This window comes from Micromonospora humi (assembly GCF_900090105.1).
GTDB lineage: Bacteria > Actinomycetota > Actinomycetes > Mycobacteriales > Micromonosporaceae > Micromonospora > Micromonospora humi.
Window position 1 is genome coordinate 14287 of the sequence record NZ_FMDM01000003.1, and the last position, 21202, is coordinate 35488.

At 73.8% G+C, this 21202-nt stretch carries 23 protein-coding genes and 1 tRNA gene; 14 read left to right on the top strand and 10 right to left on the bottom strand.

Features of this window, described 5'->3' with window-relative positions; genetic code table 11:
* Positions 1 to 123 precede the first annotated feature (123 nt).
* The 4 genes from GA0070213_RS05970 (at position 124) to GA0070213_RS05985 (ending at position 4632) form a co-directional block, all read left to right on the top strand.
* Positions 124 to 2259, top strand: coding sequence for an MMPL family transporter (locus GA0070213_RS05970; protein ID WP_091060028.1), 2136 nt, complete (start codon positions 124 to 126; stop codon positions 2257 to 2259).
* A complete protein-coding gene (locus tag GA0070213_RS05975; RefSeq protein ID WP_091058692.1) occupies positions 2252 to 3484 on the top strand; it encodes an FAD-dependent oxidoreductase in 1233 nt (410 codons plus the stop codon). Before GA0070213_RS05970 ends, GA0070213_RS05975 begins: the two co-directional genes overlap by 8 nt.
* 133 nt (positions 3485 to 3617) lie before the next feature.
* Positions 3618 to 3694: transfer RNA gene (locus GA0070213_RS05980), tRNA-Ile, on the top strand.
* A gap of 101 nt (positions 3695 to 3795) precedes the next feature.
* Entirely contained in the window at positions 3796 to 4632 is an 837-nt protein-coding gene (locus GA0070213_RS05985; protein WP_175441228.1) for a nucleotidyltransferase domain-containing protein, read from the top strand.
* A gap of 150 nt (positions 4633 to 4782) precedes the next feature.
* Here GA0070213_RS05985 and GA0070213_RS05990 read toward each other — a convergent pair whose 3' ends face one another.
* From GA0070213_RS05990 to GA0070213_RS06000, 3 genes are all read right to left on the bottom strand, one after another.
* Positions 4783 to 5511, bottom strand: coding sequence for a PT domain-containing protein (locus GA0070213_RS05990; RefSeq protein WP_091058698.1), 729 nt, complete (start codon positions 5509 to 5511; stop codon positions 4783 to 4785).
* Positions 5512 to 5892: 381 nt separating this feature from the next.
* Positions 5893 to 6630: an ALF repeat-containing protein gene (locus GA0070213_RS05995; protein ID WP_091058702.1), complete on the bottom strand. Its 738-nt coding sequence runs from the start codon at positions 6628 to 6630 to the stop codon at positions 5893 to 5895.
* 98 nt (positions 6631 to 6728) lie between these two features.
* Positions 6729 to 7574 carry a hypothetical protein gene (locus GA0070213_RS06000; RefSeq protein ID WP_091058704.1) on the bottom strand — a complete coding sequence of 282 codons (846 nt, stop codon included), beginning with the start codon at positions 7572 to 7574 and terminating at the stop codon, positions 6729 to 6731.
* A gap of 68 nt (positions 7575 to 7642) precedes the next feature.
* Between GA0070213_RS06000 and GA0070213_RS06005 the strand changes: the two genes are divergently transcribed.
* Entirely contained in the window at positions 7643 to 8224 is a 582-nt protein-coding gene (locus GA0070213_RS06005; RefSeq protein ID WP_091060031.1) for a DinB family protein, read from the top strand.
* A 35-nt stretch (positions 8225 to 8259) separates the two neighbouring features.
* A complete protein-coding gene (locus GA0070213_RS06010; protein ID WP_091058708.1) occupies positions 8260 to 8874 on the top strand; it encodes a DEAD/DEAH box helicase family protein in 615 nt (204 codons plus the stop codon).
* A gap of 25 nt (positions 8875 to 8899) precedes the next feature.
* Here GA0070213_RS06010 and GA0070213_RS06015 read toward each other — a convergent pair whose 3' ends face one another.
* Complete coding sequence (locus GA0070213_RS06015) at positions 8900 to 9346, bottom strand: nuclear transport factor 2 family protein (RefSeq protein ID WP_091058711.1); 447 nt, start codon at positions 9344 to 9346, stop codon at positions 8900 to 8902.
* Positions 9347 to 9453: 107 nt separating this feature from the next.
* On the opposite strand from GA0070213_RS06015, the gene GA0070213_RS06020 reads away from it, so the two are divergent.
* A complete protein-coding gene (locus GA0070213_RS06020; protein WP_139128626.1) occupies positions 9454 to 10059 on the top strand; it encodes a hypothetical protein in 606 nt (201 codons plus the stop codon).
* On the opposite strand, the gene GA0070213_RS06025 is transcribed toward GA0070213_RS06020, so the two are convergent.
* On the bottom strand, positions 10049 to 10681 hold the full coding sequence (locus tag GA0070213_RS06025) for an NAD(P)-dependent oxidoreductase (protein WP_091058717.1): 633 nt from the start codon (positions 10679 to 10681) through the stop codon (positions 10049 to 10051). The two genes, GA0070213_RS06020 and GA0070213_RS06025, sit on opposite strands and share 11 nt — an antisense overlap.
* A 100-nt stretch (positions 10682 to 10781) precedes the next feature.
* On the opposite strand from GA0070213_RS06025, the gene GA0070213_RS06030 reads away from it, so the two are divergent.
* On the top strand, positions 10782 to 11162 hold the full coding sequence (locus GA0070213_RS06030; protein ID WP_091058720.1) for a winged helix-turn-helix transcriptional regulator: 381 nt from the start codon (positions 10782 to 10784) through the stop codon (positions 11160 to 11162).
* Between the two features lie 13 nt (positions 11163 to 11175).
* Here GA0070213_RS06030 and GA0070213_RS06035 read toward each other — a convergent pair whose 3' ends face one another.
* Positions 11176 to 11610, bottom strand: a complete 435-nt coding sequence (locus GA0070213_RS06035) for a hypothetical protein (protein WP_091058724.1) — start codon at positions 11608 to 11610, stop codon at positions 11176 to 11178.
* 74 nt (positions 11611 to 11684) lie between these two features.
* Between GA0070213_RS06035 and GA0070213_RS06040 the strand changes: the two genes are divergently transcribed.
* Complete coding sequence (locus GA0070213_RS06040; protein WP_091058727.1) at positions 11685 to 12329, top strand: tetratricopeptide repeat protein; 645 nt, start codon at positions 11685 to 11687, stop codon at positions 12327 to 12329.
* Positions 12330 to 12339: 10 nt separating this feature from the next.
* Here the strand turns inward: GA0070213_RS06040 and GA0070213_RS06045 are convergent, their stop codons facing one another.
* Positions 12340 to 12807 (bottom strand): SRPBCC family protein, encoded by a 468-nt coding sequence (locus GA0070213_RS06045; protein WP_091058730.1) that lies wholly within the window; start codon positions 12805 to 12807, stop codon positions 12340 to 12342.
* Between the two features lie 39 nt (positions 12808 to 12846).
* On the opposite strand from GA0070213_RS06045, the gene GA0070213_RS06050 reads away from it, so the two are divergent.
* The 4 genes from GA0070213_RS06050 to GA0070213_RS06060 all read left to right on the top strand — a co-directional run bounded on the left by GA0070213_RS06050 (position 12847) and on the right by GA0070213_RS06060 (position 15266).
* Complete coding sequence (locus GA0070213_RS06050) at positions 12847 to 13431, top strand: GNAT family N-acetyltransferase (RefSeq protein WP_091058734.1); 585 nt, start codon at positions 12847 to 12849, stop codon at positions 13429 to 13431.
* A 390-nt stretch (positions 13432 to 13821) separates the two neighbouring features.
* Positions 13822 to 14592, top strand: a complete 771-nt coding sequence (locus GA0070213_RS06055) for a GNAT family N-acetyltransferase (protein ID WP_091058737.1) — start codon at positions 13822 to 13824, stop codon at positions 14590 to 14592.
* A gap of 133 nt (positions 14593 to 14725) precedes the next feature.
* Positions 14726 to 15034: a hypothetical protein gene (locus tag GA0070213_RS31010; protein WP_139128627.1), complete on the top strand. Its 309-nt coding sequence runs from the start codon at positions 14726 to 14728 to the stop codon at positions 15032 to 15034.
* A complete protein-coding gene (locus GA0070213_RS06060; RefSeq protein WP_091058740.1) occupies positions 15021 to 15266 on the top strand; it encodes a hypothetical protein in 246 nt (81 codons plus the stop codon). The genes GA0070213_RS31010 and GA0070213_RS06060 overlap by 14 nt, the downstream gene beginning before the upstream one ends.
* Before the next feature lie 329 nt (positions 15267 to 15595).
* On the opposite strand, the gene GA0070213_RS06065 is transcribed toward GA0070213_RS06060, so the two are convergent.
* Complete coding sequence (locus tag GA0070213_RS06065) at positions 15596 to 16087, bottom strand: hypothetical protein (RefSeq protein ID WP_091058743.1); 492 nt, start codon at positions 16085 to 16087, stop codon at positions 15596 to 15598.
* A gap of 90 nt (positions 16088 to 16177) precedes the next feature.
* Here GA0070213_RS06065 and GA0070213_RS06070 point away from each other — a divergent pair, with 90 nt between their 5' ends.
* On the top strand, positions 16178 to 19411 hold the full coding sequence (locus GA0070213_RS06070; protein ID WP_091058746.1) for an AfsR/SARP family transcriptional regulator: 3234 nt from the start codon (positions 16178 to 16180) through the stop codon (positions 19409 to 19411).
* Here the strand turns inward: GA0070213_RS06070 and GA0070213_RS06075 are convergent.
* Positions 19337 to 20161 (bottom strand): ABC transporter permease, encoded by an 825-nt coding sequence (locus tag GA0070213_RS06075; protein WP_091058749.1) that lies wholly within the window; start codon positions 20159 to 20161, stop codon positions 19337 to 19339. The two genes, GA0070213_RS06070 and GA0070213_RS06075, sit on opposite strands and share 75 nt — an antisense overlap.
* Positions 20158 to 21114 carry an ATP-binding cassette domain-containing protein gene (locus tag GA0070213_RS06080; protein WP_091058752.1) on the bottom strand — a complete coding sequence of 319 codons (957 nt, stop codon included), beginning with the start codon at positions 21112 to 21114 and terminating at the stop codon, positions 20158 to 20160. The genes GA0070213_RS06075 and GA0070213_RS06080 overlap by 4 nt, the downstream gene beginning before the upstream one ends.
* Positions 21115 to 21202 lie beyond the last annotated feature (88 nt).

The window sequence follows — 21202 nt, forward strand, 5'->3', positions numbered from 1 at the left end:
GCGTTTCTCGTCGCCGGGCCCGCCCGATTTCCGCCCGCGAACGCGGCTTGGGACGGCAGGATGGTCCGGGTCGACTTAGACTCCCGCTGCGTCGATTGATGCGTCGATTCGAGGGTGGTGGAGATGGCCGCAGGACGCAGCCGCTGGACCGCGACGCTGATCGCGGTGGCGGTGGTGCTCGGCTGGCTGATCGTCGGCGGCGTCGCCGGCCCGTACGCCGGCAAGCTCGGTGAGGTCGCCACCAACGACAACGCCTCCTTCCTGCCGGCCGACGCCGAGGCCACCCGCGCGCAGGACCTCTCCGCCGGCTTCGTCGACCGGGAGACCACCCCGGCGCTCGTGGTCTACGAACGCGCCGGCGGCATCACGCCCGCCGACCAGCAACGGATCCAGGCCGACGCCGCCCGCTTCGCCCAGGTGCCCGGCGTGATCGGCCCGCTGCCCCCACCGATCGTCAGCCAGGACAAGCAGGCCGCCCAGATCATCGTGCCGATCGACAGCGCCGAGGGCGAACAGATCCGCAGCGTCGTCGACCAACTGCGCGGCATCGCCGGCCCGGACCGCGACGGGCTCAGCGTCGACGTGGCCGGCCCGGCCGGCCTGCTCGGCGACCTGATCGAGGTGTTCTCCGCCATCGACGGGCCGCTGCTGCTGGTCACCCTGGTCGTGGTGCTCATCATCCTGCTGATCGTCTACCGCAGCCCGGTGCTCTGGATCTTTCCGTTGCTCGCCGCCGGGATGTCGTACTCGCTGGCCGCCGTCGCCGTCTACCTGCTGGCCAAGAACGACGTGGTCAAGCTCAACGGGCAGGCGCAGGGCATCCTCACCGTGCTCGTCTTCGGCGCCGGCACCGACTACGCGCTGCTGCTCATCGCCCGCTACCGCGAGGAACTGCACCGGCACGAACGCCCCTGGGACGCCATGAAGGCCGCCTGGAAGGGCGCCGCCCCGGCCATCGTCGCCTCCGGTGCCACCGTCATCGTCAGCCTGCTCTGCCTGCTGCTGTCCAGCCTCAACTCCAACCGGGCGCTCGGCCCGGTCAGCGCCGTCGGCATCGCCGCCACGCTGCTGGTGATGCTGACGTTCCTGCCCGCCCTGCTGGTGCTCGGCGGCCGCTGGGCGTTCTGGCCCCGGCGCCCCCGGCACGACGACGCCGACCCGCGCACCGAGCACGGCATCTGGGGGCGCATCGCCGGCTTCGTGGCGCGCCGCGCGCGTACCGTCTGGATCGTCACCGCGGTCGTCCTGGCCGCCCTCGCGATCGGGGTGACCCAGCTCGGCGCCACCACCCTCGGCCAGACGCAGCTGTTCACCCAGCGCACCGACTCGGTGGCCGGTCAGGAGGTCATCGACAGGCACTTCCCGGCCGGCACCGGCAGCCCGGCCACCATCTTCACCGAGCAGGCCGCCGCCCAGCGGGTCGCCCAGGTGGCACAGGGCGTCAAGGGCGTCTCCTCGGTGGCGCCGCTCGGCCAGCAGGGCCAGAACGCGCCGCCCGACCCCAACGCGCCGCCGAAGGTGGTCGACGGCCGGGTGCAGCTCAACGTCACGCTCGCCGACCCGCCCGACAGCAACGGCGCCGAACAGGCCATCCGCGACCTGCGCGAGGCGGTGCACGCGGTGCCCGGCGCGGACGCCGTGGTCGGCGGCTTCACCGCCATCAACGTCGACACCGCCGACGCGTCCGTGCGCGACCGCAACGTCATCATCCCGGTGGTGCTGCTGGTCATCGCGATCATCCTGGCGCTGCTGCTGCGCGCCCTGGTCGCCCCGGTGCTGCTGATCGCCACCGTGGTGCTGTCGTTCCTGGCCACGCTCGGCCTCTGCGCGCTGCTCTTCACGTACGTCTTCGACTTCCCCGGCGTCGACCAGTCCTTCCCGCTGTTCGCGTTCGTGTTCCTGGTCGCGCTCGGCATCGACTACAACATCTTCCTGATGAGCCGGGTCCGCGAGGAATCGGTGCGGCGCGGCACCCGGGCCGGGGTGCTCGCCGGCCTGGCCGTCACCGGCGGCGTCATCACCTCCGCCGGCATCGTGCTCGCCGCCACGTTCTCCGCGCTCGCCGTGCTGCCGCTGGTGGTGCTGGTGGAACTGGGCGTGGCGGTCGCCGCCGGGGTGCTGCTCGACACCATCGTGGTCCGCTCGCTGCTGGTGCCGGCGCTCGCGTACGACATCGGGCCCAAGGTGTGGTGGCCGAGCCGGCTGTCGAAGTCGCACCGCGACGGCGACCGCGCCGGAGCGGGGGCGGACCGTGCCTGACACCGACGTGGTGATCGTCGGCGGCGGCCTGGCCGGGCTCGCCGCCGCCCGTCGGCTGCACCGCGCCGGCGTGCCGTGGCGGCTGCTGGAGGCCGGCGACCGGCTCGGCGGGCGGGTCGCCACCGACGAGGTCGACGGATTCCTGCTGGACCGGGGCTTTCAGGTGCTCAACACCGCCTACCCCCGGCTCGGCTCACTGCTCGACCTCGACACCCTCGACCTGGGCTGGTTCACCTCCGGGGTGCTGGTGCGCCGCGGCGACCGGCTGGAACGGCTGGTCAACCCGCTGCGCGAGCCCACCGGTGCGCCCGGCGCGCTGACCGCCGGCGTCGGCTCGCTGCGCGACCGGCTGCGCCTGGCCGCGCTCGCCGGCGGCTGCGCCACAGTGCCCGTCGGGCGGCTGCTCACCGCGCCGGAGACCAGCACCGAGACGGCGCTGCGCCGGGCCGGGCTCTCCAGCGCGATCATCGAGGAACTGCTCCGGCCGTTCCTGAGCGGCGTGCTGCTCGACCGCGAGCTGGCCACCTCCAGCCACGTGTTCGCGGTCATCCTGCGCTCGTTCGCCCGGGGCCGGATCGGCCTGCCCGCGCGGGGCATGGGCGCGCTGCCCCGGGCCGTCGCCGCGCCGCTGCCCGCCGAGCTGATCGCCCTGCGGACGCCGGTCACCGCCGTCGCGCCCGGCCGGGTCCGCACCGAGGCCGGCGAGATCACCTGCCGCGCCGTCGTGGTCGCCGCGGACCCGCCCGCGGCGGCCACGCTGCTGCCCACGATCGGCCGGGTACGCATGCACGCCTACACCACCTACTACCACCGCACCGACTCGGCGCCGCTCGACGAGCCGATCCTGCTGCTCGACGGCGACCGGCGGGAACTGGTCGCCAACACGGTGGTGATCAGCAAGGCCGCGCCCACGTACGCGCCGGACGGCCAGCACCTGGTGGCCACCTCCGTGGTCGGCCCGCAGGCCCCGCCCGAGCCGGTGATCCGGCGCGAACTGGACCGCCTCTACGGCCGCTCCACCGCCGACTGGACCCACCTCACCACCGTCACGGTGCCGGACGCGCTGCCCGCCGCCCCGCCGCCGCAGGGCCGGCTGCGCAAGCCGGTGGCGCTCGGCGACGGCCTGTTCGTGGCCGGCGACCACCGGGACAGCCCGTCCATCCAGGGCGCGCTCGCCAGCGGTTGGCGCACCGCCGGCGCGGTGCTGGACCAGCTTCGTTCCTGAGGCCTTTCCGGCGCGTGTCGGCCGGCTGCTCGCTGTTATTCTCGCGTTGCCCATCGTGCTGTCGCGGCCTGTGTCGCCGCCCGGTCGGTGGTGGCCGGGAATCGATCGGCAGGTTACGATCCGGCGCGGTGACGGGGCGGTAGCTCAGCCGGTTAGAGCAGGGGACTCATAATCCCTCGGTCGCGGGTTCGAACCCCGCCCGCCCCACCAGCCGTTCCCTCTGTTCACCGTCGGAGCATCCCGCCAGGCCGGCGCGCGCGTCACAGAAACCTGCTTGCTGCAGCCGGCTCGGTGCGAGAAGGGTGCTGCGTGTGACCGAAGCACCCGACGGCCTGAACCTTCCACCGGGTCTCTCGTCCCGGCGCGTGGAGGTGCTGACAGAGCTTGCGGCCCGGAACGATGCGGATCACGGCGAGGACTTGCTGGGCCTGGTCCTCTCCGGTTCGGTAGGCCGAGGGCTCGCCACCGAGCGCTCAGACCTGGACGTGTACGTCGTTCTCACCGACCACGGCATGGGCGAGCGCACAACGACCCGATCCCGGGATCTCGACGAGATCCCGGTCCCGCTCTCCCAGTTGGAAGAGGTACCCCCGTTCGGAAGCGGAGGCTGGTGGTTCCGCTGGTCGTTCGCGTGGGCCCCGATCCTCCTCGACCGCACCCGGGGCCGGCTGCCCTCCGCCCTTCACCGGTTGGCCACGGTGACGCCCGACGAAGCAGAGACGATTCTGGTCGAGCACGACCGCCTGGACGGGTGGCTGAACCATGCCTACCGAGCCCTCAAGAGCGACCGCGACGGACGCGAATTGGAACGCCGCCTCGATGCTGCCGAATCAGTGCCCTGGCTGCTGGACGTGATTTTTTCGCTGGCCGGAAGGGTGCGTCCCTATCACAAGTACCTGCCCTGGGAACTCCGCGAACACCCCGTGCCCGAGTGGGGTGCACAGGAACTCCTGTCTCTGCTACAGGCCACCCTCGACGGCGATCCGGCCGCCATACGGGCGACCTTCGAGCGGGTCGAGAGCCTGTGCGCGGCCTTCGACAGCGAGCGCCCCGTGCCCGTGCTGACCCCCGTCATCGAAGGCTGGGGAGACGAACTGCAGATCCTCAGTGGTCGCCGTTCTCTGCGTCCACGTCACCCATCCCCGTGACGAGGACGGATACCTGGCGTACCTCACGCAGTACGGCAACCGGCAGAGCGGCGACCGCTCTCGCCGCCATCGTGTGGTCGGGGCTTGTCACGCGCCGCGCAGGACGCGCCCGGCCTGACGGAGTGTCGGGCCGGGCGCGTCGGGTGGAGGTCAGGCCACGAAGCGGGCCCGGCGTCGGCGGCCGATCACGAAGCCCACGCCGCCGAGGAGCAGCAGTGCGCCGCCGATGCCGGCCACGGTCGCGGTGTCGGAACCGGTCACCGGCAGCCCGCCGCCCTCGCCGCCGGGAGCGCCCGGGCTGACGGAGGGGGCACCGGTCGGCACGGCGGTCGACGTGGCGCTGGGCGTGGCGCTCGGCGTGGCGGTGGGCTGCGACGTCGGGGTGGCGGTGGGCTGCGACTTGCAGTCCAGCTCACGTGCCTCGTACACGCCGTTGTTCAGGTATTCCAGGTAGGCGTCGATGGAGGGGGCACCGAGCAGCTTCTGTGCGGCTGCCTCGACGTTGGGGCCGGCGTTCGTCAGCGTCTGGGCCACCGTGACGCGCAGGCCCGTCGACCAGGCGTCGAGCACGCCCTGCTTGAGGAATGCGCGCAGGCCTTCCGGGGTGCCCTTCAGCTGCTCCTGGATGGCTTGCGGCAGAACGGGCAACTCGTCGGTGTTCGCCACGTGCAGGATCTGCGCGGTCAACACCCGCAGCTCCTGATCGGTGGCGGTGTCCAGGTCGATGGTGATCAGCTCGCGGATGTCCGTGTAGACCTTGCGTTCGACCGTCTGGCAGGCCGGGTCCAACCCGGGCGCCTGGGCCTGAGCCGCCGCCGGTGCGGCCGGGATCAGAAAGGCGAGTGCCACCAGGACACCGGCCGCCAACTTCGATCGCATGTGGATGGTCCTCCCCGTTGCAGGCAAAAACAGGGAGATCCTAGCCGCGGCGCGCGGACCGTACTGCCCCGCGAAGACGAGCCGGCGCGGTGGCGGGCGTGCCGTGCCGACCGGCCCCACAGCCGGGCCTCGGCCGACAACTGCGTCATCATCTCCGCTATCGCGGCACCGTGCTGGGCCCGACTCTGGGGATGCAGCGCCGCCGCACGCCTCTTCGCCGCCTCGTAGCGGCGGGCGGCGTGGGGGGGTGACCGCGAGGTAGTCGCCGCACATCGCCCGTCACCGTAGCGGCTGGTACCTCGTTCAGGTCGGGGCTTGTCACGCACCGCGCAGGACGCGCCCGGCCTGACGGAGTGTCGGGCCGGGCGCGTCGGGTGGGGGTCAGGCCACGAAGCGGGCCCGGCGCCGGCGGCCGATCACGAAGCCGACGCCGCCGAGGAGCAGCAGTGCGCCGCCGATGCCGGCCACGGTCGCGGTGTCGGAACCGGTCACCGGCAGCCCGCCGCCCTCGCCGCCCTCGCCGCCGGGAGCGCCCGGGCTGACGGAGGGGGCACCGGTCGGCGCGGCGGTCGTCGTGGCGCTGGGCGTGGCGCTCGGCGTGGCGGTGGGCTGCGACGTCGGGGTCGCGGTGGGCTGCGACTTGCAGTCCAGCTCACGTGCCTCGTACACGCCAGTGTTCAGGTAGGCCAGGAGGACGTCGATGGAACCGTCGTCGAGCGCCTTCTTCGCCGCGTCCTGCACGTTGGGGCCGGCGTTCGTCAAGGTCCGGTACGCCTCGACCCGCAGCGCCGCCAACCAGGCGCCGCTCAAGTCCGCCTTGAGGAACGCGCGTAGATCGTCGGCGGTGCCGTCGAGCCGCTTCTGAATGGCTTCCGACAGGACGGGCAACTGCTCGCGGTTCGCCTCGGCCAGGATCTGGTTGGCCAGCAGGCGGACCTGGGTGGTGGTGGCGGTGTCCAGGTCGATGGTGACGAGTTCGCGGATGTCCTTGTAGACCTTGCGCTCGACCGTCTGGCAGGCCGGGTCCAACCCGGGCGCCTGGGCCTGAGCCGCCGCCGGCGCGGCCGGAATCAGAAAGGCGAGTGCCACCAGGACACCGGCCGCCAACTTCGATCGCATATGGATGGTCCTCCCCGTTGCAGGCAAAAAACAGGGAGATCCTAGCGGCAGCGGCCGGACCGCACTGCCCCGCAGGATCGACCTTGCTGAGCGTCCACCTAGGAAGCGCAGGCCTCGCCGGAACTGCGCAGCGCGCCGACGGCCACCAGGCCCGTGCCGGCGAGCGCGACCGCCACCTCGACGGCCTCCGACACCCGGGGCAGGTCGTAGGTTCCCGCGCTCACCGCCACCCCTACCTGCAGGAAGGTGGCCTCGGCCGGATTGGCCACGATCCACCAGCCCGCCCACGACGCCGCGAGATCCGAGGACGCATGGGCCGTCGCGAGTGACAGTAGGACCAGCCCCACCGGGAGCAGCCGCCGCCGGTCGGCCCGCCACCCGGACAGCGCGAGCGCCCCCACGGCCACGACGGCGGCGAGCAGCGCCGGCCACACCGTCCCGAGCAGGTCCGGCAGCGGACGACCGCCGAACTCCGGCGCCATACGTACGCCGAACCCGGCGAGGAGCAGCACCGCGAGGACCGCCGTCGCCGCACCCCCGCGCCGGCCGCGGGACGGCAGCGCCGCGACCCCGACCGTGAGACAGAGGACGCCGAGCGCCACGCCCAGCGCGGCGAGCCTTTCCCGGTCGATCTGTGCCCGCCAGTGCGCCGCCAGGGCCGCCTCCGCCACCCCCTGGCCGGTGGTCGGCCAGCCGGTGTCATCGGCCTGCTCCTGGTACCAGAACAGCCGGGTCGCCGTCACCACGGCCAGTAGCCCGACGCCCGCGGCGACGGCCCACCTGACCCGGCGCACACCCCGGCTCGCCAGCACGTGGCCGACCAGTGCGAGCAGCATGACCAGGCCGGACTGCAGCGCCGCGGCCCGCATGGCGAGCAGCGCCGCCGCGACCGAGAGCAGACCGGCCGCGACGGACGCGGCGAGCAGACCGTACGGGAGACGCATGGTCGAGGATCGTGGCACATGCGCGACCGGGGCTCCGCGTCGACTGTCGATGCCGCATGCTGTCCGCCATGGCGATCTACGACCCCAAGGCGGATCTGCGCGACTACCTGCGCGGGGCCCGCGAGGCGGTGGTGTGGAAGCTCGACGGGCTGGGCGAGTACGACGTCCGCCGCCCGCTGACGGCCACCGGCACGAACCTGCTGGGCCTGGTCAAGCATCTGGCGCGCGGCGAGTTCGGATACTTCGGTGAGACCTTCGGGCGTCCGAGCGACGCCGTTCCTCGGTGGCCGGAGGGCGAGGAGGCGTGGGAGGCCTGGGCGCTGCCGACCGAGTCGCGCGAGTCCGTCGTCGATCTCTACCGGCAGGCCTGGGCACACGCGGACGCGACGATCGAGGCGTTGCCGTTGGACGCGGTCGGGCGGGTGCCGTGGTGGGGCGACGGCGGCGAGGTGACGCTGCATCACGTCCTGGTGCACGTGACCGCCGAGACGCAGCGCCACGCCGGTCACGCCGACATCGTCCGGGAGCTGATCGACGGCACGGTCGGGCTGCTGCGTACGACGACGAACGTGCCGACGACGGACGCGGCGCACTGGGTCGCGCATCGCGACATGGTGGAGCGGCACGCGCGAGAGGCCGCCGGGCGGTGAGGCGTCCCGCCGACCTCGCTCACCGTCTCTCGCACGTGCGGTGGCTCGCCGGGGGCACCGGGTCGGGCAAGAGCACCCTGGCCCGGGCCCTCGCCGAGCAGCACGACGTGCTGGTCTACGACGGTGACCGCGCCGAGCGGGGCTACGTCGGCCGGTGCACCGCGCGGGACCAGCCGTACCTCTGGGCGTTGCTGAACGCCCCGGCGGCGCGGCGGTGGACCGGCCGCAGCGCACAGGAGGTCTACGAGTCGATGCCGAGCCTGCACGGCGAGACGTTCGGCTTCGTGGTGGACGACCTGCTGGCGCTGCCCGTGGATCGTCCGATCCTGGTCGACGACTTCCGGACGCTGCCCCGGGAGGTCGCCCCGCTGCTGACGTGGCCGGAGCAGGCGGCGTTCCTCCTGCCGACGCCGGTCTTCCGGGACCGGGCGTTGCGTACCCGGTTCGCCGACCCGGCCCGGGCCCGGGCGAACTGGGGGGACGGCGACCACGACGAGGCGCTCACCCTGCGGCTGGCGCGCGACGAGCTGTGGGACGCCGAGATCCGCCGCCAGGCCGTCGCGTCGGGCCTGCCGGTGGTGACCGTCGACGGCGCGCGTGACGTGCGGGACCTCGCCGACGACCTCGCCGCCCGGTTCCGTCTGGGCTGACGAGCCACCGCGGGGGTTCACCCACTCAACCTCGGCCGTGGTCGATCGCGTCTCCCGAGCTCAGGCCCGCAGCTCCGCGGATCAGGCCGGTCGGTGGCAGGGTGTGGCCCTGGCTGACGTGGGAGTAGTCACGGGCCTCGGTCACCAGCCCGTCGTGGTCGAAGCGCAGCAGCGTGCAGCCGGAGATGGTCAGGGGCTGGTCGTTCGGGTAGGTGACGGCCCAGTACTCCACGGTCGCCGTGTCGCCGTCGACGCGCGGCTCGTCGAACCAGACCTCGGCCGGGCGGGTCTCCTCGTCGAAGCACTCCCGCAGATAGCCGCGCAGACCGGCACGTCCACGGTAGGGCCGGAACATCGACGCCCAGTGCACGCCGTCCTCGGCCAGCAGGCCGACGATGCCGTCGCTGTCCTTCGTGGGCCATCCGTCGGCCCACATGTTCGCCCACCGGCCGGCCGCGTCGCGCGTGTCCACGATCCGTCTCCTCTCCTCGATGCCCGGCGCACTTCTACCAACCGCCTCCGACAAGCGGCGGCGAAAGCGGGCCTCCGGCCGGCGTACCCCCGGGCTAGCATCCGTTGATGAACACGGGGGACGTCGCGGGACAACCGCGCCGACAACGGGTGTCTTCGGTCGTCGTCGCGTCCAGCCTGCTGCTGGGGCTCAGCGGCCTGGCCCGGCTCGCGCAACTGGCCGCGAACACGGTTCGTCAGGACGCCTACCAGCGGGCGCACGACCAGGTGGGCACGTCGGGCGGATTCGCCGCACTGCCGCTGGTGTTCACCATGGGCCTCGCCGTGCTCGTCGCGCTCTCCGCCGTCGCCCTGCTCGTGCTGGCGGTGGCCAATCTCGCCGGCCGGAACTGGACCCGGATCAGCACCTGGGTCATCGGTGGCATCACGCTTCTGGTGGCCGGCTTCGGGTCGGTGCTGTCCCTCCTCGCCGCCGTCACCCCCACCGACGGCGGATCGTCGCCCGGCACGACCGACTGGGACCGCATCGACGCGATCGCGCGTCAGCTGGTGCCGGCCTGGGTCGAGCCCGTAGCCACGATCGCCGGGTTCGTGGCGTCACCGGCGTTGCTGGTCGCGGTGGTCCTGCTCGCCCTGCCGGCGGCGAATGCCTTCTACCGGTCGCGTCAGCAGGTGGCGGTTCCGGCATATCCCGGCGTCGCGGTCAACTGGTGATCGCCTCCCGGATGCTCGCGGCGCTCCGATGGTGGCGAGGGTCCTCGACCTCGTCGAGCAGCGCGATCGCGAAGTCCGGGTAGCTGATCCGGCTGGCCGCGTCGCCGTGCTCGGCGAGCCGGTAGCCGCCGGTGCGCGCCCCACCCTGGTCGAAGTCGCCGGCCGGCGCCACGTACGCCCAGTCGAGGTCGCAGGCCCGCAGTTCCGCCAGGCCGGCGGCATGGCCCAGGGAGAAGGACCGGTAGGCGTTCGGATAGCCGGGCTCGTCCATCAGCGGAGCACCGGATGCGCCCGGCAGGATCGACGCGAGGCCGACCACCACCAGCCGGCGTACGCCCGCCTGCGCCAGCCCGGTCACCAGCGCACGGGACGCGGCGGTGAAGAAGTCGCGCGGCGGCGCGTTGAGGTCGACCGCCGCGCTGACGGCCGCGTCGTGCCCGGCTGCCGCCCGCGCGACGTCGGCTGCGTCGGTGACGTCGCCCGCCACCATTGGCGCGTCGACCGGGTCGCGGTGGCGCGCCGGGTCGCGTACCACGGCGGTGACCCGGTGTCCGCGTCGCCGCGCCTCGCCGACGGCCGCTCGCCCGGCGCGACCGCCGGCGCCGAAGACCACGATGTTCATGCCGCACGCCTCTCGCCAGGGCCGGAGTCCTCACGCCCGGCCGGTTCGCCGACGGTATCGGGGGCCGTGGTTACCGCGGGGATACCCGTATCGTGGGTCGATGAGGCAACCGCTGCCGGCAGACATGTTCGACGAGCTGTGCCCGTCGTCGCTCAACCCGATCCGGTTCGGCGACAAGTGGGCGGCGCTCGTCATCCGGTGCCTCGAAGGCGGGCCACGTCGGTTCTCCGAGCTGCGCGTGCCGTTGCGCCGCGTCACCCCGAAGGTGCTCACCCGGTCGCTGCGCGCCCTGGAACGCGACGGACTCGTCCGGCGCAACGTCCACGCGGGGCGGTTGCGGCACGTCGAGTACGAACTGACGCCGGTGGGTCGTAGCCTGCTCGAACCGATCGCGGTGGCGTGCGCCTGGACCGAGCGGCACTGGGACGAGCTGCTCGACGCCCGCGAGTCCTACGACGACGCCGCCCGCCACGACCGGTGAGGCAGTCGGACGGCTACGCCCACGGCGGCGTGTGCCGGGCCAGGTAGGCGCGGGCGCGGGGGAGCGGGTCCCCCCAGTACTGGTGCGGCATCCGGCTGTGGTGCGCCGCGCAGAACTCCGCCAGGTCGTCGGGGAGCGCGACCGCTTCCAGCGGCCGGCTCTCGAAGTCGCGGTTCGCCGCCAGCAGGTGCGGCTCGGGATGCCAGCCGGAGTGGTCGAACGTCCAACCCGCCCAGGTCGCGTAGACGTGCCAGACCTGCGGGTCGTCGGCGAAGCGCAGCCCGGCGAGCCCGATCGGCCGGTCCGGGTGGGCGTCCCGGCACACCCAGGCCAGGATGTGGCACGCGCCGGCGGCGAAGAAGGCCTGATCCGTGCGGTCCCAGGCGACGCGTTGGTCGGACCGTTCGAGTGGGGTCCGCCGAAAGACTCCCGCCGCCACCGCTGTCATGCCAGCACGGTACCGGCCCGGACTCGACACCCTCGGGGCGGACAGAAGAGACCGGTGTCTTCCACACTGGACCGATGAACGCTGACGATCTTCTGCGACGGGCCGGTGACCTCTGCGACCGGGTGGTGTTCGAAGGCGACCGCAGCCTGTTGCCGGACGCCGACCGGGCGCTCGACGCCGTGGAGGCGGAGCTCGCGCTCACCAGGGGCCGCGTCCTGCACGCCCGCTTCCTCGACGACCGGGTCGAGGACCCGCACGAGTTGGCGCTCTTCGAGCGGGCGTGCGCGACCTACGAAGCCCTGGGAGACCTGGGTGGGCAGGCTCGGGCCCGCTTCCAGATCGGCGTCTACCACCAGGTGGTACGCGCGGACAACGCCGCCGCCGTCCCCCACCTCGAACGCTCCCGTGCGCTCGCCGAGCAGGTCGCGGACGGCCTGACCCGGTCGTACGCCCTGCGACACCTGGGGATCGCCGCCCACATGGCGGGTGATCTGGACGACGCACACGCCCACCTGGAGGAGTCCACCCGCCTGCGCCGCGAGTGCGCGTTCCCGGCGGGTATCGCCGCGAACCTGGTCGGCCTCGCCCACGTCGCGCGGGCGCGAAGCCGCCCCGAGGAGGCCGGGGCCCTGCTGGACGAGGCCGAGGCACTGGCCGGCTCCGCCGGCGCCGCCCGCATCGTCGGGCAGATCGAGCAGGCGCGCGCCGCGATGCGGTGACGAGCGCGGGTCACTCGCCGCGTTCGACGTAGGAGGCGAGGTTCGCCAGCGAGGACCTGATGCCCTCCTCGTGGACGCCCTGGTCGATGCCGGGTGGCACGCCGGTCGCGGTGACCGTCACCTCGGTGCCGTCGCCGGCCGCGGCCAGGTGCCAGGTCATCGTCATGGTGCCCGCGTACGCCGGGTCGTCGGCCTGGAACACCGCGGTCTGCACCACCCGTGCCGGCCGCGCCAGGTCGGCGAACCCGACGTCGACGACGTCCGTCGCGTCCGACGTCTTGCCCGGGCTGTCGGTGGGGTCGAGGTAGGTGAGCACCATCCGGAAGCCGCCGCCGGGGCGCGGATCCCACCGCTCGATCCGCCCGCGCATGCCGTCGGGCGGCAGCCACGTCTCGAGCGCGTCCCGGCGCAGAAGCGCGTCGTAGACGGCCGCCGGCGTCGCGGCCATCGTCCGGCTCGCCCGATCGACCCTGCTCACCGCTCGATTCTAGGGTCCGATCGGGTGCAGGATGGGCGGGTGAGGTTTCCACTCTCGACACCGCTCGCCGTTCCCGCCGGCACCCTCGCCGCCGGCCCGCAGCCGACGCTCACCGCCGGCGACCTCGTCCTGCGGCCCTGGCAGGACGACGACGCGTCGGCGTTCCTGGCGGCCTACCAGGATCCGGAGATCCGACGCTGGCACACCCGCCGCCCCGCCTCGGAGGAGCAGGTCCGCGAGTGGTTCGCGTTCTACCACCGGGCGTGGCGGCAGGAGACGGCGGCGAGCTGGGCGATGACGTACGACGGCGGCGCCATGGTGGGACGCATGGTCCTGGGCGGCATGGACCTCGGTGACGGGGTGGCGGTGTGCGCGTACTGGGTGGTCCCGGCCGCTCGTGGCGCGGGCCTGGCCTCCCGGTCGTTGCGGGCGGTGAGCGACTGGGCGTTGGGTGCGGCCGGCTTCCACCGCCTCGAACTCGACCACTCGACCCGCAACCACGCCTCCTGCCGGGTGGCGGTCAAGGCCGGCTTCCGCCCGGAGGGCACCAGGCGCCGCGCCGCCGTGCACGCGGACGGGCCGCACGACATGCACCTGCACGCCCGGGTCCGCGGCGACGACTGACACCCGGCCCGCGCCGGCCGTGCTCGACGCGGCCCGGGCTGCGGAACGCGGCCACCCGTGACACCGTGGCGGCATGGACCGGCAGCGGGCGGCGTGGTCCCGCCTCACCAGGAAGCAACGCGTCGTGGTGTTCGCCGGCATGGGTTTGGCGCTGGTCGGGCTCGTGCTGACGGTGACGGTCGACGTGGCCCTCGGCGCCGTCGTCATCTCGGTGGCCTCGCTGGTCGTCATCTTCACGTCCGTGTTCGCCCCCCGCCCTGAAACCGCCGGCGCGGCCCCGACCACGACACTTCCGAACACGCCCTCAAGACACCCACGGCGTTCCCGTCGCGCGCGCGGCGGGGCGTGGGTGGAACGGTGTGGGTGTCTGCGGAGGAGAGGGAGCGGGGGATGCCGGTGCGTGCGCATCTTGAGGAAACCGAGGGGTCGCTGCTGCTCGGGGACGACGGCACACCGCTCGCCCGGATGCGGGTCCGGGACGAGAAGGGCCAGCGGGTCGCGGCCGACGTCCGACCGATGCCCGGTACGGCGCTCGCCAGGCTCGCCGCGCAGGTGCGGCGGGACCTCACCGGGCTCCGCCTGGAGACCGCCGACGAGGAACTGGCGGCGGCGCTGGTGGCCGACGGCCTCGACCTGAGCCGGGCCGCCACCGACATGCGGCACGACCTGACCGGGGTGCCGGAGCCGACCACCCTGGCGGCGGGCTGGTCGCTCGGCGCCCCGGGATGGGACGACGACCTCGCGACGGAGTTGGCCGCCGCGTACGGGCCCGACCATCCGGACGGGCGGTGGCAGTCGGGCGACACCCGGGAGGTGCGGGGCATGTTCGACACCGGTGAGCCGGTGCCGCCGCTGGTGCCCGCCTCGGCCCGGCTGGTCGACCCCGACGGCCGCAGCGCCGGTCACGTCCTGTGCGCCGGGCCGGTGCCGTGGACCGACGACGGGTGCGCCTGGATCCTCAACCTGGCCGTCGCACCCCGCGCGCAGCGTCGCGGCTTCGGCCGGGCGTTGCTGACCCACGCGTTGCGTGGCGCCCGCCAGGCGGGGCTGCCGTCCGTCGGCCTGTCGGTGGCCGACGGGAATCCGGCCCGCCGGATGTACGACGCGGCCGGCTTCCGCCCGCTCACCCGGGTGTTCTCGGTGCGGGTCCCCGAGGCGTGACCTGTAGTGCCGTCCGCGGTGGCACCTCCTTGTGTACTAGCGTCGGGAAGGTGGGGCGGGCTACGAGCCGCTGACGGTGGCACGTCTGGGCGCTCTGCTCGCCGGGGCGGACGACAACCGGTGGTGGCGCCTCGTGGCGGAGTTCCTGGAGGAATATCGCTGGGAGTCGGGGGAGACCCGCGGTGTGCTGCTCGGCGGGGAGCCCGCGCCCACCGGAGATGAGCGCTGGGACGTGTTCCTCGCGGCCCTGGCGGAGCACCTGAGCGCCAAGGACGGGCGTGGTGCACCACCGTGGGCCGAGCCGCGTTCGCTACGCAGGTTCTGGTTCCCGTTCAACACGAGCGCCGCCCGGGTGGATGCTGTGGTCCATGCGCCCGCCGCATTCCGTCGCCGTGGCGTCCATGTTCGGCGCACGAGTTGGAGGTGGCATGAGCATCGATGATCCGCTTCTGGACCGTGGCGCGATCGAGGTCGCCTTCCGCCGGCTCGGTGACCGGTTGGCGAGGCGGGGCGTCGTCGCGGACCTCCACATCTTCGGCGGGGCGGCGATGGCCCTGGCTTACGACGCACGACGGGCCACGCGAGACATCAATGCCGTTTTCAAGCCGCACGGCATCGTGCTCGACGAGGCACGGGCCGTCGCCGACGAACTCGGCATGCCCACTGGTGGCTGAATGAGCAGGCGAGCGCCTACGTCGTACCTGGCGGCGACGCGGCGCCCGCAGGCGGGATGCGGAGGACATTCGATTTCTTGTCGATCACCTTGGGCTGACGAGTGCGGAGCAGGTCCTCGTCCTCTGCGCCGAGATCTTCCCGGATGAGGAGGTCCCGGGGCGGGCAAGACTGGTGCTCGACGACGTGTTCGACGTCGGCTGACAGCCGTCCCGGCCAAAGCCACGACCGTGGCCCGCCTCGATCGTGCCCGTTGCCCGCAGCGACGTGGTCGGTTTCCGCCCGCTCGGCCGGGTGCTCTCGGTGCGGGTCCCCGAGGCGTGAAGATCGGTCAGGTGACGGGTCGGAGGACCGCCCAGGCGGAGGTGACACCGGTCAGGTCCGAGCCAAGGCGGATCTGGACGGCGGTCGCGGGCAGCGGGCCGCTGTTGCGGATCGCGCGGCCGTCGCAGGGCAGGTCCCCGCCGGAGAGTGGCGTGTTCGAGTCCGGCGTCGCGCTGTGCAGCTCGTACCGGATCACCTTGCCCGGCGTCGTCGATGCGCAGGCGGCGTCGAGCGCGTACTCCTGGCCGGCGCGGGCCTTGGCCCGCATGGTCTGGCTCATCCTGCCGGTCCCGGCGGTCCAGACGACGCGGCTGACCTCGCCGGGGGCGACGGACGGTGGCGCGGGGACCGTGGGCGCGGCGGAGGCGGGCGCGGGCGCCACAGTGGTGGCGGACGCCGGACCGGTCGGTGGTGGGGAAGTGACGACCCGGCTCGTGCAGCCGGTGGCGACCAGGAGTGGCGCCGAGAGGAGCGCAACGGTGCGGTACGGGTGCGGCATGGCGCTGATCCTGGCAGAGTCGCTCCATCGCGCGGGTCCTCGGTCGCGGCCCGACCGCTCGGTACCGCACGCGGATGAGAGAGTGGCAGCGTGCGGGTGGGGATCCTCGGGCCGCTGGAGGTCCGCGACGGCGAGCAGCCCGTCGACGTCGCCGGGGCGCGGCTGCGGGCGCTGCTGATCCGCCTCGCCCTGGACCCGGGCCGGCCGGTGAGCGTGCCGGCGCTGGCCGAGGCGCTCTGGGCGGACGCGCCGCCCGCCGACACCGCGAACGCCGTGCAGACGCTGGTGTCCCGGCTGCGCCGGGCGGTGCCCGGGCTGGGCGTACGCAGCGGCCCGGCCGGTTACCGGCTCGACCTGGACCCGGACGACGTGGACGCGGAGCGGTTCGCCCGGCTGGCCCGGGCCGGCCGGGAGGCGCTGCGGGGCGGGGACGCGCCGCGGGCGCTGGCGACGCTGCGGGACGCGCTGGCGTTGTGGCGTGGCCCGGCGCTGGCCGAGGTGGCCGATGCCCCGTACGCGGGCGCCGTGGTGGCGCGGCTGGCGGAGCTGCGGCTCACCGCGCAGGAGGACCGGATCGAGGCGGAGCTGCGCACCGGCGGTCCGGAGCTGCCGGTCGCCGAGCTGGACGAGTTGACCGCCGCGCACCCGTTGCGGGAGCGGCTGGCCGCGCTGCACCTGCGGACGCTCGCCGCCGCCGGGCGGCCCGCCGAGGCGTTGGCCGGGTACGAGCGGATCCGGGCACGGCTCGCCGAGGAGTTGGGGGTGGACCCGTCGCCGGAGCTGCGGGCGGCGCACCTGGCGCTGCTGCGGGGCGACGTCACCACCCCGCCGCCGGCCGTCGCGCCGCGCGGGAACCTGCGTGCCGCGCTCACCACGTTCGTCGGGCGCGACGAGGACCTGCACCGGCTGACCGGGCTGCTCGCCGACAACCGCCTGGTCACGTTGATCGGGCCGGGCGGGGCCGGCAAGACCCGGCTGGCGAGCGTCGCGGCGGGGCTGCTGGCCGACGGCGTGCCCGGTGGGGCCTGGCTGGTCGAGCTGGCGCCGATCACCGACCCGGCCGACGTGCCGCGGGCCGTGCTGGACACGCTCGGCCGGCGGGACCGGCCGCGGGAACCGGCCCGGCCGACGGCGCGCGACACGCTCGGGCGGCTGGTCGACGCGATAGCCACCGACCGGACGCTGATCGTGCTGGACAACTGCGAGCACGTGGTGGAGGCCGCCGCCCGGCTCGCCGAGGAACTGCTCGGCCGCTGCCCGGGGCTGATCGTGCTGGCCACGTCCCGCGAACCGCTGGGCATCGTCGGCGAGGCGCTGGAGCCCGTACCACCGTTGCGCCTGCCGCCGGCGGACGCGGCGTTGGCCGACGCGGCCGCGTACCCGTCGGTGCAGTTGCTGCGCGACCGGGCCCGGGCCGTGCGGGCCGGCTTCGCGGTGACCGGCGACAACGTGGCCGACGTGGTGGAGATCTGCCGCCGGTTGGACGGCCTGCCGCTGGCCATCGAGCTGGCCGCGGCACGGCTGCGGACGCTCTCGCCGCGGCAGGTCGTGGCCGGCCTGGACGACCGGTTCCGGCTGCTGACCGGCGGCAGCCGGACCGCGCTGCCCCGACACCGGACACTGCGGGCGGTGGTGGACTGGAGCTGGGGGCTGCTCACCGACGACGAGCGCCGGCTGGCCGAGCGGCTCGCCGTGTTCCCCGCCTCGGTCACCGCCGAGTCGGCCGCCGGCGTCGCCGGGCCGGCCGCCGCCGCGCTGCTCGACGCGCTGGTCGACAAGTCGCTGCTCCAGGTGGTCGGCGACGGGCGGTTCCGGATGCTGGAGACCATCCGGGAGTACGGGCTGGAGCGGCTCGCCGCCGCCGGGGTCGCCGCCGAGGCGCGCGCCGCGCATGCCGCGTACTTCCGGGACCTGGTGGCGACCGCGGAGCCGCACCTGCGCACCGCCGGCCAGGTGCCCTGGCTGCGGTTGCTGACGGCGGAGCGGGAGAACATCGTCGGCGCGCTGCACTTCGCCTGCGACGCCGGTGACGCGGACACCGCGCTGCGCATCGGGGCGGGCCTGGCGTTGCCGCTGATCATCTGGGGCGACGACGGCGGGATCGGCGGTGACGTGCTGGCCCGCGCGCTGGCGTTGCCCGGTGCCACCCCGGCGGCGGAACGGGCCGTGGTGCTCGCCATCCGGATGGTCACCGAGATGTTCCAGGGCACCCGCGAGCCGACCGGCGAGCGGGTCGCGGAGATGACCGAGGCGGTGCGTGCGGCGGACGGCACCGGACATCCGCTGGTGGCGTTGCTCGAACCGGCGCTGTCGATGTTCACCGACGACACGGCCGCCGGGATCGCCGCCGTGGACCGGGCGCGCGGGCATCCCGACCCGTGGACCGACGGCACGCTGCTGGCCATGCGCGGCCAGATCCGGGAGAACGACGGTGACGCCGAGGGCATGCTCCGCGACCTGACCGACGCGGTCGCGGAGCTGCGCGCGGTCGGTGAGCGGTGGAGCCTGTCGATGGCCCTGAGCAACTACGCCGACGCGCTGACCAAGCGCGGCGACTTCGAGGGGGCCACGGCCGCGCTGGAGGAGTCGGCGCGGCTGGCCCGCGAACTCGACCCGGGCGCCGAGCCGAGCTTCCAGCTGATCTGGCTGGCCGCGATCCGGGCCCGCGCCGGCGACGTGGCCGGCGCCAAGGCGGAGCTGCGGCGGTTCGTCGCCGACCGGACGGCGGACCGGTACGGCCAGGACGCCGCGTTCGGGCTGATGATGCTCGGCGACATCGCCCGGCTGGACGGCTCGCTCGACGAGGCGCGGGACTGCTTCGCCGTCGCGATGCGCCGGCAGGACGAGGCGCCGATGGTCGCGCCGCAGTTCCGTGGCCTGCTGCTGACCGCGATGGGTCACCTCGCGCTGGCCCGTGGCGACGTGCCGGGGGCGCGGACCTGCCTCGCCGAGGCCACCGAGCGGGGCTTCGCCGCCCGGGACATGCCGGTGGTCGCGATCATCGCGGTCGGCTGGGCGGCGGTCGCCGAGGCGGAGGGCCGTGTCGAGCGGGCCGCCGAGCTGCTCGGCACGTCCGACTCGCTGCGCGGCTGGCCGGACCGGTCCAACGCGGACGCGCAGCGGCTCGCCGCGCGGCTGCGCGTCGAGCTGGGCGACGACGGTTACGCCGCCGCGTACGCCCGGGGGCACGGCCTGAGCCGGGCCGACGCCCTCGCGTCCGTGGGCGGCGACCCGGCTCGGTGCGACCGGTCAGGCGCGGCGGCGGTAGGCCCGGACGGCGAGCGGCGCGAAGACCGCGATGATCGCCACGGTCCAGAGGAGTGAGCGGGTCACCGGCCCGGCGACCGGACCGCCGATGATCAGTCCCCGGGCCGCCTCCATCACGTCGGCCACCGGGTTCACCCCGACCCACCACTGCAACCAGCCGGGCAGGGTGTCGGTCGGCACCATCATGTTGGTGCCGAAGGTCAGCGGGAACAGCAGCAGGAAGGCGGTGCCCTGCACCGCGCCGGGGCTGCGCATCAGCACGCCGAGCAGCACGCCGATCCAGCTCACCGCGAACGCGAACGCGATGGTCAGCAGGCAGGCCGCCAGCGTGGACAGCGGGTCGGTGCCGATCCGGAAGCCGATCGCGTAGCCGAACGCGAACAGCACCGCGATGCAGACCACGAACCGGACCAGGTCGCCGACCACGGAGCCGACGAGCGGCGCGGACCGGGCGATCGGCAGGCTGCGGAACCGGTCGAAGACGCCCTTCTCCACGTCGGTGTTGAGGCTGACCCCGGTCGCGATGGAGGCGAACAGGACGGTCTGCACCATGATCGCCGGAAGCAGGAACTCCAGGTACGCGTGCTGCGAGCCGGAGATCGCGCCGCCCAGCAGGTAGACGAAGATGACCACGAAGATGATCGGCTGGAGGGTCACGTCCAGCAGTTGCTCCGGGGTGCGCAGCGTCTTGATCAGGCTCCGGCCGGCGAGCGACAGGCTGTGCCGGGCCAGCCCGAACGGGCGGCTGCCGGCCCGGGGCGCGCCGGTCCGGGGCGGCGTCGCCGCCGCGCGGATGGTCGTGGTCATGCCGCCACCTCCGTGGGCTCCTCGGCGCCGTGGCCGGTCAACGTGAAGAACACCTCGTCCAGGCTGGGCAGCCGCAGCGCCAGCTCGACCACCCCGATGCCGGCTTCGTCGAGCCGGCGGACCACCGCGGTGAACGTCGCGTCGTTCTCCACGGGCACGGTGAGCAGGCCGGGTCGGGGCAGCTCGGGTTCGGCGCCGGTGCCGGCGCGCAGGATGTCGGCGACCTCGCCGATCCGTTCCGGCTCGGTCGGCCGGACCACGATGGTCTGGCTGCCGGCGATCCGCTTCAGCTCGCCCGGCGTGCCGTGGGCGATCACCCGCCCGTGGTCGATCACCGAGATCTCGTCGGCCAGCGCGTCCGCCTCGTCCAGGTACTGCGTGGTGAGCAGCACTGTCGAGCCGTCGTCGACGAGCGAGCGGACCACGCCCCACATCTCCTCGCGTTTCGCCGGGTCCAGGCCGGTCGTCGGCTCGTCCAGGTAGATCACGTCCGGCCGGCCGACGAGGCTGGCGGCCAGGTCGAGCCGGCGGCGCATGCCACCGGAGTACGTCTTGGCCGGGCGGCCGGCGGCGTCGGTCAGGTCGAACCAGGCGAGCAGCTCCGCCGCCCGGGCCCGCGCGTCGCGCCGGCTCAGGTCGAGCAGCCGACCGATCAGCACCAGGTTCTGCGTCCCGGTCAGGTCCTCGTCGACCGAGGCGTACTGCCCGGTCAGCCCGATCAGCCGGCGCACCTGGCCGGCGTCGCGGACCACGTCGTGGCCACCGACGGTGGCGCGCCCGGAGTCGGGGCGCAGCAGGGTGGCGAGGATGCGCACCGCGGTGGTCTTGCCGGCGCCGTTCGGCCCCAGCACCCCCAGCACGGTCCCCCGTCGTGCGGCGAGGTCGATCCCGGCCAGCGCGGTCGTCGTACCGAACCGCTTGACCAGGCCCTCCGCCTCGAATGCGTAACTCATGGCACCGACCTTGGCGGGGGCCGCTGGCAGCGGACGCACACGACGCTGACATCACCACGCACATGCAACAAATGGTTGCGCTTCGCGG